Origin of the sequence: Pseudonocardia xishanensis (assembly GCF_039541715.1) — a bacterium.
Taxonomy (GTDB): Bacteria; Actinomycetota; Actinomycetes; order Mycobacteriales; family Pseudonocardiaceae; genus Pseudonocardia; species Pseudonocardia xishanensis.
The window spans coordinates 18,111-32,646 of the sequence record NZ_BAABGT010000034.1; the positions used below are offsets into that span (position 1 = coordinate 18,111).

Sequence of the window (14,536 nt, forward strand, 5' to 3'; positions counted from 1 at the left end):
TCAGCGGGTCCGTCAGCGGGTCCGTCAGCGACCCCGTCAGCGCGCCCGCCAGTAGCCCGTCGCGTAGACGGCCCTGCGGTCGAAGCCCCGGGGGCCCAACAGGTGGGCGCGGATCTCCTTCACCGCGGCGGACTCCCCGGCCAGCCACGCCTGCCCGGTGCCGGACGGCAACGCGAGGGCCTCGACCGCCGCCACCAGCGGCTCGCCCGCGGGCGCCGAGCCCCGGTGCACCCAGGTGACCGGGAGGTCCTGCTCCTCGGCGGCGTCCGCCACCTCGACCAGCGCGATCACTCGCGCCCCGGGGAGCGCCTCCAGGACCGTGGCGATCGCGGGCAGCGCCGACTCGTCCCCGATCACCAGGTGGAAGTCCGCCGCGGGATCCGGCACCCAGCGACCGCCGGGCTCGGACACCCCGACCCACGAGCCGGGCTCGGCGGCCTGGGCCCACGCCGCCGCGGGGCCGTAGCCGGAGTGCACCACGAAGTCGACGTCCAGCTCGCCTGCTGCGGGATCGAACCGCCGGACGGTGTACGTGCGGATGGTGGGGCGGGCCTCGCCGGTCGGCCACACCGGACCGCCGGTGCTCGCCCGGGGGACCGCGGGCCGGTCCTGGCCCTCGACGGGGAAGAACATCTTGATCCGGCGGTCCGGGCCCTCGCCGGGGAAGCCGATCAGCTCGTCACCGGTGAGCGTCACCCGGATCATCCGGGGGGTCACGGCGGTGCGGCGGCGGACCTGGAGCAGGCGGGGGGCGGTCGTGGTCATGGCGGCGTCGAGGCTACCGGTGCGCCAGACCGCTCCACGCGAGGTCCATCAGATACTCGGTCGCGTGCTCGGGCGTGACGCTCGGATCCTGCTTGCGCCACACCGCCAGCCGCTCGCACGCCCCGACGATCACCCGGGCCCAGCCCTGCAGCCGCACGGCGTCCGCCGCCGGGTCGGCGAACCCCAGCAGCGCGGCGATGAAGTCCGTCTGCTGCGCGCGGATCTCCTCGAGCGCCTCGGCCGCGATGCTGCCCTCGGAGTACAGCAGGGTGAAGGCGGGGCGCTCGTCGAGGAAGCGGAAGAAGGCCAGGGTGCCGCGGCGGAGCATGTCCTCGGGGCCCGTCGCCTCCTGCGCGGCCGCGCTGGTCACCTCCAGCAGGGCGGTCCGCGCCTGCGTGACGCACGCGAGCAGCAGGCCCTCCTTGGACCCGAAGTGCGTGTACAGCACCGGCTTCGTGACGCCGACGCGCTCGGCCACGGCGTCCATCGAGGCGTTGGCGTAGCCCCGCTCCGTGAAGACCGCCGCCGCGGCGTCCAGGATCTGCCGCTCGCGCTCGTCGCGGGAGACCCTCGCCCTCATGGGGCGACCTTACCTCCTGCTGAGTACCCTCCGGGGGTATGGAGTCGCCCGCGGTCTACTCGATCCCGATGACCACCCGGTTCCGCGGGATCACGGTGCGGGAGGGACTGCTCCTCCGCGGCCCGGCGGGCTGGGGTGAGTTCTGCGCCTTCCCCGAGTACCCCGACGCCGAGGCCGCGGCCTGGTTCGCCGGGGCCCGGGAGGCGGCCGAGGAGGGCTGGCCCGAGCCGGTGCGCTCCCGGGTGCCGGTGAACTGCATCGTCCCGGCGGTCGGGCCGGAGCGGGCGGCGGAGCTGGTCCGGGCGAGCGGCTGTCAGACGGCGAAGGTCAAGGTCGCCGACCACCCGGACTCGGCGGGCGAGGACCGGGAACGGGTCGCCGCGGTGCGGGACGCGCTGGGGCCCGCGGGCCACATCCGGGTGGACGCCAACACCGGCTGGTCGGTGGACGAGGCGGTGCGCGCGATCAGGGGTCTCGACCGGGCCGCCGGGGGTCTGCAGTACGTGGAGCAGCCCTGCGTCACGATCGCGGAGCTGGCCGCGGTGCGGCGGCGGGTGGACGTCCGGATCGCCGCCGACGAGGCGATCCGGCGCGCCCCGGACCCACTGGCCGTGGCGGTGACCGAGGCCGCGGACGTCGCGATCCTCAAGTGCCTGCCGCTGGGCGGGGTGCGCCGGGCGCTGCGGGTGGCGGAGGCGGTCGGGCTGCCGTGCGTGGTGTCCTCGGCGCTGGAGTCGAGCGTGGGGCTGGCCGCGGAGATCGCGCTGGCCGCGGCGCTGCCCGAGCTGGACTACGCCTGTGGGCTGGGGACGGGGCGGCTGTTCACCACCGACGTCGTCGCCGACGCGGACCGGCTGCTCCCGGTGGACGGCTGGCTGCCGGTCCTGCGCACCGCCCCCGACCCCGTCCGTCGGCACGAGGTCGCCGCCGACCCGGACCGGAAGAAGTGGTGGCGGGCCAGAGCGGACCGCCTCGCCACCCGCTGACGCCGGGCCCGCGGGCGTGTCCGACTCGGCCCGTGAAAGTGGGGGACTCGCGTGTGGGAAGTGGGGGACTCGCGGGCAGGGGCTCCGCGAGTCCCCCGTTCTCGACAACCGAGTCGGACGTCCGGGCGGGAGGCGGATCACCCGGGCGTGGGGCCGGCGGGGCGCTCGTGGGCCGGTGGGGGTTCTAGGGTGGGGGAGTCATGAGCGTCGTGGTGGTCGGGGCCGGGCTCGCCGGGATCGCCTGTGCCCGGGAGATCGACCTCGCCGGGCTGCCGGTGCGGGTGCTCGACCGTGCCCGGACCGTCGGCGGCCGGATGGCCAGCTCTCCGCACGACGGCAGGCCGGTCGACATGGGCGCCGCCTACTTCACCGTCCGGGACCCGGAGTTCGCCGAGGTCGTGGCCGGGTGGCGCTCGGCGGGGCTCGCCCGGCCGTGGACGACCGAGCTGGCGGTGCTCTCCCACGGCGACCGCGCGCGCTCCGCGGGGCCGGTGCGGTGGGCCGCGCCCGGTGGGCTGCGCAGCCTGGTGGCGGCGTCGGCCGAGGGGCTGGACGTCCGGTTGCAGCACGAGGTGGGTCGCGTCGAGGCCGGGCCGCGGGTGGACGGCGAGCCCGCGGACGTCGTCGTGCTCGCCATGCCGGACCCGCAGGCCGCCCGCCTCCTCGACCCGGACCTGCCCGAGGCCGCCCTGGTCGCGGACCGGCCGTGGCGCCCGGCCGTGACCGTGGCCGCGGGCTACCCGAGCCGGGCCTGGCCCGCTCTGTCCGCCGCGTTCGTCAACGACCATCCGGTGCTCACCCTGGTCGCGGACGACGGGGCCCGCCGCGGCGACGGCGTGCCGGTCCTGGTGTCGCACACCACCGCCGAGATCGCCCGGACGTTCGACGCGGACCCGGCGGGCGCGGTGCCCCTGGTCGTCGAGGCCGTCCGGGAGCTGCTCGGGCTCCCGGAGGATCCGGTGTGGACGGACGTGCACCGCTGGCGGTTCGCCTCGCCGGAGAAGGACCGCGCCGAGCCCTTCCACCTCGGCGCGGGCGGCATCGGGCTCGCCGGGGACGGCTGGGGCAGCTCGCGCATCGAGACGGCCTGGCGCTCCGGGGCACTGCTGGGCCGGGAGATCGCCCGCAGGCTGACCCCCGCCGCCGTCGTCGAGCACTGAGACCACGCCGGGCGCCCGCCGCCCGGGCGCTCATAATCGAGGGATGAACGTCGACGCCGACGGGACCCTGCTCCCCGCCCTGCACGCCCCGAGCGACTCGCCTGCCCTCGCCTTCCCGGACGGTGCCCTCACCTACCGCGAGCTGGCGGCGCTGGCGAGCGACCTGGGCACCCGGATCGCCGGTCGCAGCCGCGTCGCCGTCTGGGCCACCCCGACGCCGGCCGCCGCGACCGGCATCACCGCCGGGCTGCTGGCGGGCGTGCCCGTGGTGCCGGTGAACCCCAGGGCCGGCGAGCGCGAGCTCGCGCACATCGTCGCGAACTCGAGTCCGGAGGTCGTGCTGACCGCACCGGACGTCGTGCTGCCCGAGGCGATCGCCCACCTGCCGCGGATCGACGTCGACGTCACCGCACGGCCCGATCCCGCCCCGATCCCGGCCGAGCCGGACGCCGCCGCACCGGCCCTCGTCGTCTACACGAGCGGCACCACCGGCCCGCCGAAGGGCGCGGTGCTCTCCCGCGGCGCGATCGCCGCCGACCTCGACGCCCTCGCCGACGCCTGGGCGTGGACCGCCGAGGACGCGCTGGTCCACGCCCTGCCGATCTTCCACGTGCACGGGCTGGTGCTCGGCACGATCGGCCCGCTGCGCCGCGGCGGGTCGATGCGACACCTCGGTGGGATCGACGGCACCCGGCTCGCCCGGGCCGTCACGGACGGCGCCACGCTCGTCTTCGGCGTCCCCACCCACTACCACCGCCTCGCCGCGGACCTCGAGACCGACTCCGCCGCGGCGCAGGCCGTCGGCCGCGCCCGGCTGCTGATCTCCGGGTCGGCCGCGCTCACCGCCGTCGACCACGCCCAGATCGAGAAGGCCACCGGGCTCGCCGTCCGGGAGCGCTACGGGCTCACCGAGACCCTGATCCTCACCGCCGCGCGCGCGGACGAGGAGCCCGTGGTCGGAACGGTCGGGCGGCCGTTGCCGGGCACCGAGGTCCGGCTGGCCCCGCTGCCCGACGGCGACGGGCTGGGTGCCGTCGAGGTCCGCGGCCCGCAGCTGTTCTCCGGCTACCTCGACCTGCCCGACGCCGCCGAGTGGACCGACGACGGCTGGTTCCGCACCGGCGACATCGGCCGCTGGACAGCCGACGGGCTGCTGGCCCTGGTCGGGCGCCAGGCCACGGACCTGATCAAGTCCGGCGGCTACAAGATCGGCGCGGGGGAGATCGAGAACGCCCTGCTGGAGCACCCCGCGGTGGCCGAGGCCGCCGTCGTCGGGGTCCCGGACGAGGACCTGGGGGAGCGGATCGTGGCGCACGTCGTGCCGGAGGGGGAGCCGCCCGTGCCGCAGGTGCTCATCGACCACGTGGCGGCCCTCCTCTCGCCGCACAAACGCCCGCGCGAGATCCGGTTCGCGGACTCCTTGCCCCGCAACGCGATGGGCAAGGTCCAGAAGAAGCTCCTCGGGAGCGATTGACGGGACGCCCGGTCGGGCACCCTGCGGTATGGCTGTTCGCACCTCGACCCCGCAGACCCCGCCCGTCACCTACCGCGCCCCGGCCGCCGCCGGTGCCCCGAACCTCGTCGGACTCGACGGGGTCCGGTCCACGATGGAGGGCGAGGCCGAGGTGGTGTCGGTCGACCGGTACGACACGCCGGACCTGCGGCTGGCCACCTCCGGGATCGTGGTGGCGCTGCACCGCACCGGGAACGAGGCGCACTGGCGGCTCGACCTGCCGGACGCCCTGGAGGACGAGCACCTGAGCATCCCGGTCGCCGTGCCGGACGTCGAGGGCGTGGACCCCGCGCTGCCCGCCGAGCTGCACGAGCTGGTCCGCGGTGTCCTCCGGGGCGCGGAGCTCGGCCCGGTCGGCCGGATCCGTCGTGTCCGGACGCGCGAGTCGCTGCGCGGGGGCAACCACCGGGAGATCGCCGAGATCGTCCGCGACGAGGTGCAGCTCGCCACGTTCGGCGCCGAGACCACGGTCGAGAACTGGTCCGAGACCACCGTGACGACCTCGCGGCCCGCCCTGGCCGCCGCGCTCGCCGAGCGGCTGGCCCAGACCGGCGCGGTCCCCGCCGAGTCGACCGCGGACGCCGAGCTCGGCTCGCTGCTGCGCATCGACGCGGCCCCCGCCCCGAAGCGGCAGCCGGGTCGGAAGGGCTCGGCCGGGGCGGCGCTGCTCGCCTACGTCGGAAAGCACGCCGACCGGCTCGCGGCCGCGGACCTCGGCGCGCGCCGGGACTCCGAGGACGCCGTGCACCAGGTGCGTGTCGCCGCCCGCCGGATCCGCAGTGCCCTCAAGGCGCACGCGGCGCTCGTCGACGGCGAGCGGGCCACCGCGCTCTCGGGCGAGCTGCAGTGGCTGGGTCGTGCGCTCGCCCCGGCCCGTGACCTCGAGGTGCAGGAGGAGCGCATCACCCGCGCGATCGACGCGCTTCCGGAGGAGCTCGTGCTCGGGCCGGTGCAGGCGCAGGTCACCCGGCACTTCGCCCGGGCCCGCGCCGAGGCGCGCGCGGCCACGCTCGCCGCGCTGGACAGCGAGCGGTACACGGCGCTGCGCGGAGCCCTCGAGCACTTCCTGCAGGAGCCGCCGCTGACCAGGGCGGCGCGGTCGAAGAAGGGGCTCGAGAAGGGCGTCGCCAAGGCGGAGAAGCGGTTCGAGCGTCGGCTCGAGGAGGCGCGTGCCGCCCTGCTGGCCGAAGACGACGCGGACGCCGCCGTCCACTCGGCGCGCAAGGCGGGCAAGCGGGCGCGGTACGCGATCGAGGTGACCGGACGGAAGCCGAAGGCCCTCAAGGACCGCACCCGCGCGCTCGGCGAGCACCAGGACGCCGTGGTCGGCCGCGAGGTCCTGCGGGACCTGGGCGCCCGCGCCCACATCGACGGCGGCAACGGCTTCACCTTCGGCCTGCTCTACGGCCACGCCGCCGCCGACGCGGCCCGGATCGAGGAGGGCCTGGCCTCGCGCTGAGGGTGGCAGGATGACGACGTGAGCGAGAGCCGGGACCCCGTCGCCGACCTGCGCCGGATCGCGTTCCTGCTGGAGCGCGCGCACGAGTCGACCTACCGGGTGCGCGCGTTCCGGACGGCGGCCGGAGTGTTGCGCGGCAAGGACATCGACGAGATCCGCAGGCTCGACCTGCCGAAGGTCAAGGGGATCGGCGAGGTCACCGCGCGGTGTGTCACCGAGTCGTTGCGCGGGGAGGTCCCGGAGTACCTGGCGCGGCTGGAGTCGGCGGGGGGCGACGAGTCGGACGCCGCCGTCGTCGCGCTGCGGGAGGCGCTGCGCGGGGACTGCCACAGCCACACCGACGCCTCCGACGGCGGCTCCCCCCTCTGGGAGATGGTCGAGACGGCGATCGGGCTGGGGCACGACTACCTCGTCGTCACCGACCACTCCCCGCGGCTGACCGTGGCCAACGGTCTGTCGGCGGAGCGGCTGCGCGCGCAGCTGCGCCAGATCGCGGAGCTCAACGCCGGGCTGGACGGCTTCCGCATCCTCACCGGCATCGAGGTCGACATCCTGGACGACGGCGCCCTCGACCAGCAGGAGGATCTGCTCGCCGAACTGGACGTCGTCGTGGCCAGCGTGCACTCCAAGCTGCGGATGCCGCGGGACGAGATGACCGAGCGGATGCTCACGGCCGTGGCGAACCCGCACGTGGACGTGCTCGGGCACTGCACCGGTCGGATGGTCACCGGCAGGCGCAAGCGCCCCGAGTCCGAGTTCGACGCCGACGCGGTCTTCGCCGCCTGCGCCGAGAACGGGGTCGCGGTGGAGATCAACTCACGCCCCGAGCGGCTGGACCCGCCGAGGCGGCTGCTGCGCCTGGCGGTCGAGGCGGGTTGCGAGTTCACCCTCGACACCGACGCGCACGCCCCCGGCCAGCTGGACTGGCTGGACTACGGCTGCATGCGGGCGGTCGAGTGCGAGGTCCCGGTGGAGCGGATCCGCAACACCCGCGCGCTCCCGGAGCTCCTGGCCCGGTGACCGGGCTCCGCCCGGCGCCGCGGCTCCAGGTCGTCCGGGACGGCGGCGGTCATTCCCCGACCGGTCGGTCCCGGCCGATCCGGTCCAGCCGGTTCCGGAGCCGGGTGCGCTCGGTGTCGGTGTCCGCCAGGGCGAGCGCGGCACGGTAGGCCGCCTCCGCCTCGGCGGTGCGGCCCAGGCGTTCCAGGAGGTCGGCGCGGGCGGCCGGGAGGAGCGGGTAGGTCCGCAGGGCCGGGTCCTCGGCCAGGGCGTCGAGCAGGCGCAGACCGGCCTCGGGCCCGTCCCGCATCGCGACGGCGGCGGCCCGGTTGAGCGCGACGACCGGCGTCGGGGCGAGGTGGAGCAGGACGTCGTAGAGAGCCACGATCTGGGGCCAGTCGGTCCCGGCGGGATCCGGCGCCTCGGCGTGCAGGGCCGCGATCGCGGCCTGCACGCCGTAGGGCCCGGGCGGCCCGCCGGTGAGCGCGGCCTCGGCCAGCGCGGTGCCCTCGGCGATCAGGTCGGCGTCCCACCGGGTGCGGTCCTGCTCCTCCAGCGGGACGAGCCGGGTCCCGCGGCGGGCACGGGTCAGCAGCATCAGCCCCAGCAGCCCGGCGACCTCGCGCTCGGGCAACAGCCGGTGCAGGATCCGGCCCAGCCGGACGGCCTCGTCGGCGAGGTCGAGCCGCTCGTCCGCATAGCCGGTGGTGAAGAGCAGGTAGACGACCTGCAGGACGCCGGGGAGCCGCCCCGGCAGCTCGTCCGGCCCCGGCACCCGGAAGGGGATGCGGGCATAGCGGATCTTCTTCTTCGCCCGCACGATCCGCTGCGCCATGGTCGCGGTCGGCACCAGGAACGCCCGCGCGACCTCGGGGGTCTCCAGGCCCGCGAGGCAGCGCAGGGTCAGCGCGGCGCGGTGGTCGGCGGGCAGCGCGGGATGGGCGCAGGTGAAGAACAACCGCAGCCGCTCGTCCGGCAGGCCGTCGGTGAGCTCCGGAGCGGGTTCGTGGCGTTCCCCCTCCGCGGCGAGCACGGCGAGCCGGTCGGCGTAGGTGCGGTCCCGACGCAGCCGGTCGATCGCCTTGCGTCGGGCGGTGGTCATCAGCCACGCCCCCGGCCTGGTGGGGACGCCGTCGCGCGGCCAGGTGCGCAGCGCGGCCTCGACTGCGTCGGACGCGACCTCCTCGGCGAGGTCCAGATCGCCGAAGCGGTGCACCAGGGCCGCCAGGAGGAGGCCGTGCTCCTCGCGGAACACGGCCTCGACCCGGTCGCGCATCAGCCGAAGTCGGCGATGGGGCGCACCTCGACCGCGCCGCCGTCCCGGGCGCCGGGGGAGCGCGCGGCCCAGTCGAGCGCGACGTCCAGGTCCGGCACGTCGATCACCACGAACCCGCCGAGCAGCTCTCGGGTCTCGGCGAACGGCCCGTCGGTGACGGTCGTGTCCCCGCCTGTGACCTGCACCGTCGTGGCGGTGACGAGGTCGGCGAGGGACTCGCCGGAGACCTTGACCCCGGCGTCGTGCAGGGCCTTGTCCCAGGCCTGCCAGTCCTCCACCGTGCACTCCGGCTCGGTCACGCCGGTGCCCGCGTAGATCAGCAGCATGTACTTCACGGATTCCTCCTCGGTTCGGCTGTCTGCGACACCGACGAACGGGATCAGCCCGGATCGACGGCCAGCTCGAAATCGGCGAAGTCGAAGCCGGGGGAGACCACACACGTGACGAGTGCGGGCTCCTCGCCGCTCAGCGTGGCGGACTGCCACCAGCCTGCCGGGACGTGCTGCTGCGGGCTGTGCCGGTTCAGCGTGAACGCCGGGCCGTGCCCGGGCCGCTCGCCGACGCGGAGCTCGACCCCGGAGCCCGAGTGCCACATCCACAGCTCCGTCGAGCGCACGCGGTGCCATCGTGACTCCCCGTCGAGCAGGTAGAGGATCGCCGTCGCGGTCGGTCGCGGACCGTGCTCGGTCTCGACGGTCACCGGTGAGGTCCAGGTGCGGCGGTACCACCCTCCTTCGGGGTGCGGAGCGAGGTCGAGGGCGGTGGCGAGCGCGGGTGCGGGCACGCCCCGAGTCTTCCGGTCGGCGTCGGTGCTGTCACGTGGAGTGAGTCCCGGCGGTCACCGGTGGTGACGTCACGGAGTGGACCGAGCACCGTCGGCCACGGACGGGTGGCGCTGAACCGGGTGACTCGACTGGCGTCGCTCACGAAATGCAGTGAAATGGGCGCAGTCCTGATGCAGATGTGACGAGAGGTGCTGCTGATGCGCTCCACGGTCCGGTCGCGAACGATGTCGGTCGCGCTGAGTGGCTGCGCTGTGGTCGCCCTGTCGCTGCTGAGCGGGGCACCCGCCTCGGCCGCGGAACCCGTCGGGGGAACGGGCGCGGCTGTCGGGGCTGCCGTCGGGGTCGGTGCGGCGCCCGTCGCGCCGTCGAAGTGCGCGACCACCGCCGCGGACGCCCTCGGCTGGGGGAAGCCCACCGTCCAGTCGGACTTCGAGGGGACCGCGCTCCCGCCGGACTGGCACGCCTACGGCCCCGAGCCGGGCCACGACAAGAAGGGCACCCGCTCGCCGGCGCAGATCACCGTCGCCGACGGCGTCGTGACCCTGGCGGGCGACGAGGACGGCAACACCGCCGCGATGAGCTGGCACCCCGGCCTGCAGTACGGACGGTGGGAGGCCTGCGTGCGGTCGGAGCCGGGCGCGGGCGGCTACCACCCGGTGATCCTGCTGTGGCCGGTGAAGGAGGACTGGCCGGTCGGCGGCGAGATCGACTGGATGGAGATCAGCGCCGACGACCGGCAGGACGCGGACTTCTTCCTGCACTACGGCGCGGACAACGACCAGGAGTACGGGTCGGTGTCCCACGACGCCACCGAGTGGACCGCGTGGGCGCTGGAGTGGACGCCGGAGAAGATGACGGCCTACGTCGACGGCAAGGAGTGGTACTCCACCACCGAGACCGGGCACTTCCCGCCCGCGCCGATGAACATGACGGTCCAGCTCGACCTCTTCCCGCCCGCCGGCGGGAGGACCGCGATGCAGCTGGACTGGGCGAAGCAGTGGGCGCTGCCCGAGAGCGTGCCCGCCGAGCTGTCGCTGGCCCCGGGGGCGCCCGCCACCGGCCAGGGGGACCTGCACCCCGACCGCACCCCCAAGCCCCTCGCCGACCTCCCGCGGGCCGCCGAGCCCGCCGAGACCGAGCCCGCGGCCGACGAGCCCGCGGCGACCCAGCCCTCCTCCGCCGAGCCCGCAGCGACCGAGCCCGCAGCGACCGAGCCTGCGGCGGCCGAGTCCGCGGGGACCGAGCCGGGAGCCTCGGACCGATGACTCACGGGTGGTGCGGCGATGGGTACTGGGGCCGCTGCACCACCCGTGAACCACGTGGACGGCGGCGGTGCTGGGGAGCCCTCGCCGCCGTCCACGTGTGAGCTCAGCGCCCCAGCGCCTCCGCGAGGTCCGCGCTGGTCGGCGGCTGGGCGCCCCGGCGGGAGCAGGTGATCGACGCGGCGGTGACGCACTCCTCGAGCAGCTCGTCCAGCACGAGCGCCGTGATCCCGCGCAGCGCCGCGCGCGCGGGCGCCCCGAGCAGCCCCCGGCGGTGCAGCCCGGCCAGCAGCGCGGCCGAGAAGCTGTCCCCCGCGCCGACCGTGTCGACCACCGACACCGCACGCCCCGGGGTCGAGGTCCGCAGCCCCTCCGAGGTCCCGGCGAGGACGCCGTCGCCGCCGAGGGTGATCGCGACCAGCGCGGGGCCCCGCGCCAGCCAGTCGTCCAGGATCTCCCCGGGCGGGGTGTCGGGCAGTAGCCAGCGCAGGTCCTCGTCGCTGACCTTGACGACGTCGGCGATGCCGAGCAGCTCGTGGACCCCCGGCAGCACCTGCGCCGCCTCGCCCATCAGCCGCGGCCGCGCGTTGGGGTCGTAGCTCACGGTCGCGGTGGCCGCGGCCTTCGCCATCAGCTCCCGCAGCACCCCCGCGCCCGGCTCCTGGGTCAGTGCGAGCGACCCGGAGTGCAGGGCGACGACCCCGTCGAGCGCCCCGTCGAGCTCCTCGGGGGTCCACTGCCAGTCCGCGGTCCCGTCGATCCGGAAGTCGTAGTCGGCGACGCCGTCCGCCCCCACCTCGACGATCGCCAACGACGACGGCTCCGTCGCCTCGACCGCGTTCCCGAGGTCCACTCCGTTGTCCGTCAGGTGGGCCCGCAGCCGCCGCCCGAGCAGGTCGGTGCCCAGCCGGGCCAGCATCCGGGCCCGCACGTCCAGCCGGGCGAGCCCGACCGCGACGTTGGCCGGGCTGCCCCCGGGAGCGAACTCGAAGTACCCCTCGGCGGGAGCGGGGACGACGTCGACCAACGCCTCACCCGCGACCGCGATCACATCAGCCACGCCGGACAGCGTGCCATGCGGCCCGCGTCACGACGAGACGGTCGAGGCCAGGTTGTCCAGCAGGCGGCCGTAGATGCGGGCGAGGCCCTTCGGGGCGAAGGTCTTCTCGAAGAACCCGCCGATCCCGCCCGCGCCGTTCCACGTCGTGGTGATCGAGACGAGCGCCGCGCCCTCGCCCGCCGGGGCGACCCGCCAGGTCGTCACCATCGAGGAGTTGAGGTCGGTCTCGACCACGGTGTCCGGGGTGGGCTGGGTGACCTCCGCCTTCACGTGCCGGGTGCGCTTCCTGGTGGCGTGCAGCTTCCAGGTCGCCGACGTCCCGTCCCCGAGACCGCCGGTCAGCACCGCGTAGTCGGTGTACTCCTCGGTGAGGATCCTCGGGCGGGTCGTCGCGTAGTCGGCGACGGCCGCGATCACGGCGTCGACGGGGGCGGGGACGGTCTTCTCGGCGGTCGCGGTCACCTGTGCCATGCCGACATCCTGCCCTCTGGTACTCCTGTCGCTGTGCGGAGGATCCCGGTCGTGGTCGTCGCCGGGTTCCTGGGCTCGGGGAAGACGACCCTGCTCAACCACCTGCTGGCGAACTCCCTCGACGCCCGGATCGCCGTGGTGGTCAACGACTTCGGCGCCGTCGGCATCGACTCCATGCTGGTCGGCGGGGCGGTCGGGACCGTCTCGCTGGACAACGGGTGCCTGTGCTGCGCCGTGGACGAGGACGGCGTCGGCCCGCTGCTGCAGCGGCTGGTCCGAGATGACATCGATGTCATCGTGATCGAGGCCAGCGGCATCGCCGAGCCCGGCACGCTCGTGCGGCTGGTGCTGGAGGCGGCCCACCCGCAGCTGGTGTTCGGCGGCCTCGTCGAGGTCGTCGACGCCGTGGAGTTCGAGGCGCTGCTGCGGAGGCACCCGCAGGTGGAGACGCACGTCGGCCTGGCGGACCTGGTGGTGCTCAACAAGGTCGACCGGGTGGACCCCGGCAGGGTCTGGCGGGTCCGCAGGCTGCTCCGCGAGTGCAACGCGCTCGCGCCGATCGTCCCGGCCACGCACGGCGACGTCGATCCCCGCCTGCTGTTCGACATCGAGACGGTCCCCGGCCGTCAGCTCATGCTCGGGGAGAACACCGACGACCACGCCCGACACCTGCACGCCGCCTACGACTCGGTCTCGTTCACCACCGACGAGCCGCTGGACCCCCAGCGCCTGCGGGACCTGCTCGACCGCAGGCCCGCCGGGGTCTACCGGATGAAGGGCGTGGTGGCGTTCGGCGTACCCGGCCATCGGCAGCGGTACGTGCTGCACACCGTCGGGCGGTACGTGCGGTTCCGCCGGACCCGCTGGGGCGCGGGGGAGCCGCGGCGCACCAGCCTGGTCCTGATCGGCTCCGGGATCGACACGGCCGCGCTGCGGGCCGAGCTCGAGGCCTGCGTGGCGGACGAGGCCTCCCGCACGGACGCGGACGCGATGCTCCCCGTGCTGCGGTACACCTTCGGCGGCTGAGGGCTACTCGCGCGTAACCTGAGCGCGTGATCACGCGCTCCGTGCGGGTCCTGCTGCTGCGACTCGCGATCCGAGTCCTGTTCGGACTGCCGCGCCCGGTGAAACGGCTGCTCGCGGGCCGGGAGGTCCGGCTCGACGGGCAGCTCCTCGACCTGGACCTGCAGCTGCTGAACACCACGTTGGACCGGCTCGCCCGGGTCAACGCGGCCCAGGTCGGGGTCGCCGCGCTGGCCGAGCAGCGCCGTCAGGCGGACGAGGCCGCCGAGCTGGCCGCCGAGGGCGTCTTCGACGACGTCGTGACGCGGGACCTCGAGGTCTCCGGGGCCGCCCACCCCATCCCGGCCCGGCTCTACAGCCCGCCCGGGGTGGACGGCCGCTCCGGCCTGCTCGTCTACTACCACGGCGGCGGGTTCGTCTACGGATCGATCGCCTCGGCGGACCCGCTGTGTCGGCTGCTCGCGGCGCAGGCGGGCGTGCGTGTGCTGTCGGTGGAGTACCGGCTCGCGCCCGAGAACCCGTATCCCGCCGCGCTGGACGACGCCGTCGCCGCCTACCGCCATGCGCTGGACCACGCGGAGGACCTGGGTGCCGAGAAGACCCTGATCGCGGTCGGCGGGGACAGCGCGGGCGGCAACCTCGCGCTCGTGGTGGCGCACCAGCAGGCCGTCGACCGGCAGCCGGTGCCCGCCTTCGTGGTCGCGCTCTACCCGGTCACGGACGCGGACCGGACCGGCGGCTCGCGGGTGGACTTCGGGGCGGGCTTCGGCCTCACCGCCGAGACCCTCCGCACCATGGAGCGCATGTACCTGCCGGACGGCGTCCCCGTCGACGACGCCCGCGGGGCCATCCTGCGTGCCACCGACCTGTCCGGGATGCCCCCGGTCTACCTGTCCACGGCGGGCTTCGACCCGCTGCGGGACGAGGGGGAGGAGCTGGCGGAGCGGCTGCGCGAGGCCGGGGTGCCGGTCGTCGCGCGCCGGTTCGCCGGGCTGACCCACGGCTACGCGAGCTTCACCGCGCTCAGCCGGGCGGCCCACGACGCGACGTTCGACGCCGCGAGCGCCCTGCGCGCGGGCCTGGCGCTGACCGGTTCCGGGCGGGACACCACGCCGCTGCTGCGGATCTACTGAGGTATCCGTCACATTTCCGGTGCGTAACAGGCCTGTCCTCCGTTTCGACGATGGAGGTGGCGGC

Annotated in this window: 15 protein-coding genes; 8 read left to right on the plus strand and 7 right to left on the minus strand. The window is 75.1% G+C overall.

Annotated elements, in window-relative coordinates; all coding sequences use genetic code 11:
* Nucleotides 1–36 precede the first annotated feature (36 nt).
* Both ABD993_RS15370 and ABD993_RS15375 read right to left on the minus strand, forming a co-directional pair.
* A complete protein-coding gene (locus tag ABD993_RS15370) occupies nt 37–765 on the minus strand; it encodes a siderophore-interacting protein (protein WP_345417916.1) in 729 nt (242 codons plus the stop codon).
* 13 nt (nt 766–778) lie between these two features.
* A complete protein-coding gene (locus ABD993_RS15375) occupies nt 779–1,345 on the minus strand; it encodes a TetR/AcrR family transcriptional regulator (protein ID WP_345417919.1) in 567 nt (188 codons plus the stop codon).
* A 38-nt stretch (nt 1,346–1,383) separates the two neighbouring features.
* On the opposite strand from ABD993_RS15375, the gene ABD993_RS15380 reads away from it, so the two are divergent.
* The 5 genes from ABD993_RS15380 (at nt 1,384) to ABD993_RS15400 (ending at nt 7,483) form a co-directional block, all read left to right on the plus strand.
* Complete coding sequence (locus ABD993_RS15380; RefSeq protein ID WP_345417921.1) at nt 1,384–2,331, plus strand: o-succinylbenzoate synthase; 948 nt, start codon at nt 1,384–1,386, stop codon at nt 2,329–2,331.
* 200 nt (nt 2,332–2,531) lie between these two features.
* Nucleotides 2,532–3,491 carry an NAD(P)/FAD-dependent oxidoreductase gene (locus ABD993_RS15385; RefSeq protein WP_345417924.1) on the plus strand — a complete coding sequence of 320 codons (960 nt, stop codon included), beginning with the start codon at nt 2,532–2,534 and terminating at the stop codon, nt 3,489–3,491.
* A 43-nt stretch (nt 3,492–3,534) separates the two neighbouring features.
* Complete coding sequence (locus tag ABD993_RS15390; protein ID WP_345417927.1) at nt 3,535–4,965, plus strand: AMP-binding protein; 1,431 nt, start codon at nt 3,535–3,537, stop codon at nt 4,963–4,965.
* Nucleotides 4,966–4,993: 28 nt separating this feature from the next.
* On the plus strand, nt 4,994–6,463 hold the full coding sequence (locus tag ABD993_RS15395) for a CYTH and CHAD domain-containing protein (protein WP_345417930.1): 1,470 nt from the start codon (nt 4,994–4,996) through the stop codon (nt 6,461–6,463).
* Between the two features lie 18 nt (nt 6,464–6,481).
* On the plus strand, nt 6,482–7,483 hold the full coding sequence (locus tag ABD993_RS15400) for a PHP domain-containing protein (protein WP_345417933.1): 1,002 nt from the start codon (nt 6,482–6,484) through the stop codon (nt 7,481–7,483).
* A gap of 49 nt (nt 7,484–7,532) precedes the next feature.
* On the opposite strand, the gene ABD993_RS15405 is transcribed toward ABD993_RS15400, so the two are convergent.
* From ABD993_RS15405 to ABD993_RS15415, 3 genes are read right to left on the minus strand one after another with little or no spacing between them, the layout of a single operon-like run.
* A complete protein-coding gene (locus ABD993_RS15405; protein WP_345417936.1) occupies nt 7,533–8,738 on the minus strand; it encodes an RNA polymerase sigma factor in 1,206 nt (401 codons plus the stop codon).
* Nucleotides 8,738–9,073 carry a YciI family protein gene (locus ABD993_RS15410; RefSeq protein ID WP_345417939.1) on the minus strand — a complete coding sequence of 112 codons (336 nt, stop codon included), beginning with the start codon at nt 9,071–9,073 and terminating at the stop codon, nt 8,738–8,740. The genes ABD993_RS15405 and ABD993_RS15410 overlap by 1 nt, the downstream gene beginning before the upstream one ends.
* A 44-nt stretch (nt 9,074–9,117) precedes the next feature.
* Entirely contained in the window at nt 9,118–9,522 is a 405-nt protein-coding gene (locus tag ABD993_RS15415) for a cupin domain-containing protein (protein WP_345417942.1), read from the minus strand.
* 198 nt (nt 9,523–9,720) lie between these two features.
* Between ABD993_RS15415 and ABD993_RS15420 the strand changes: the two genes are divergently transcribed.
* On the plus strand, nt 9,721–10,788 hold the full coding sequence (locus ABD993_RS15420; protein WP_345417945.1) for a glycoside hydrolase family 16 protein: 1,068 nt from the start codon (nt 9,721–9,723) through the stop codon (nt 10,786–10,788).
* 103 nt (nt 10,789–10,891) lie between these two features.
* Here ABD993_RS15420 and ABD993_RS15425 read toward each other — a convergent pair whose 3' ends face one another.
* Together ABD993_RS15425 and ABD993_RS15430 are read right to left on the minus strand one after the other, a co-directional pair.
* A complete protein-coding gene (locus ABD993_RS15425) occupies nt 10,892–11,845 on the minus strand; it encodes a carbohydrate kinase family protein (protein ID WP_345417948.1) in 954 nt (317 codons plus the stop codon).
* Nucleotides 11,846–11,872: 27 nt separating this feature from the next.
* Nucleotides 11,873–12,316: an SRPBCC family protein gene (locus tag ABD993_RS15430; RefSeq protein WP_345417951.1), complete on the minus strand. Its 444-nt coding sequence runs from the start codon at nt 12,314–12,316 to the stop codon at nt 11,873–11,875.
* Nucleotides 12,317–12,367: 51 nt separating this feature from the next.
* Here ABD993_RS15430 and ABD993_RS15435 point away from each other — a divergent pair, with 51 nt between their 5' ends.
* Complete coding sequence (locus tag ABD993_RS15435; RefSeq protein WP_345417954.1) at nt 12,368–13,342, plus strand: CobW family GTP-binding protein; 975 nt, start codon at nt 12,368–12,370, stop codon at nt 13,340–13,342.
* 26 nt (nt 13,343–13,368) lie between these two features.
* Nucleotides 13,369–14,472: an alpha/beta hydrolase gene (locus ABD993_RS15440; RefSeq protein ID WP_345417956.1), complete on the plus strand. Its 1,104-nt coding sequence runs from the start codon at nt 13,369–13,371 to the stop codon at nt 14,470–14,472.
* Nucleotides 14,473–14,536 lie beyond the last annotated feature (64 nt).

What these genes read in the sequence shown, in the direction of transcription:
- ABD993_RS15385 (WP_345417924.1), top strand. Translation starts at nt 2,532, where the DNA reads ATGAGCGTCGTGGTGGTCGGGGCCGGGCTCGCCGGGATCGCCTGTGCC.
- ABD993_RS15370 (WP_345417916.1), bottom strand. Translation starts at nt 765, where the DNA reads ATGACCACGACCGCCCCCCGCCTGCTCCAGGTCCGCCGCCGCACCGCC.
- ABD993_RS15390 (WP_345417927.1), top strand. Translation starts at nt 3,535, where the DNA reads ATGAACGTCGACGCCGACGGGACCCTGCTCCCCGCCCTGCACGCCCCG.
- ABD993_RS15395 (WP_345417930.1), top strand. Translation starts at nt 4,994, where the DNA reads ATGGCTGTTCGCACCTCGACCCCGCAGACCCCGCCCGTCACCTACCGC.
- ABD993_RS15405 (WP_345417936.1), bottom strand. Translation starts at nt 8,738, where the DNA reads ATGCGCGACCGGGTCGAGGCCGTGTTCCGCGAGGAGCACGGCCTCCTC.
- ABD993_RS15380 (WP_345417921.1), top strand. Translation starts at nt 1,384, where the DNA reads ATGGAGTCGCCCGCGGTCTACTCGATCCCGATGACCACCCGGTTCCGC.
- ABD993_RS15420 (WP_345417945.1), top strand. Translation starts at nt 9,721, where the DNA reads ATGCGCTCCACGGTCCGGTCGCGAACGATGTCGGTCGCGCTGAGTGGC.
- ABD993_RS15430 (WP_345417951.1), bottom strand. Translation starts at nt 12,316, where the DNA reads ATGGCACAGGTGACCGCGACCGCCGAGAAGACCGTCCCCGCCCCCGTC.
- ABD993_RS15375 (WP_345417919.1), bottom strand. Translation starts at nt 1,345, where the DNA reads ATGAGGGCGAGGGTCTCCCGCGACGAGCGCGAGCGGCAGATCCTGGAC.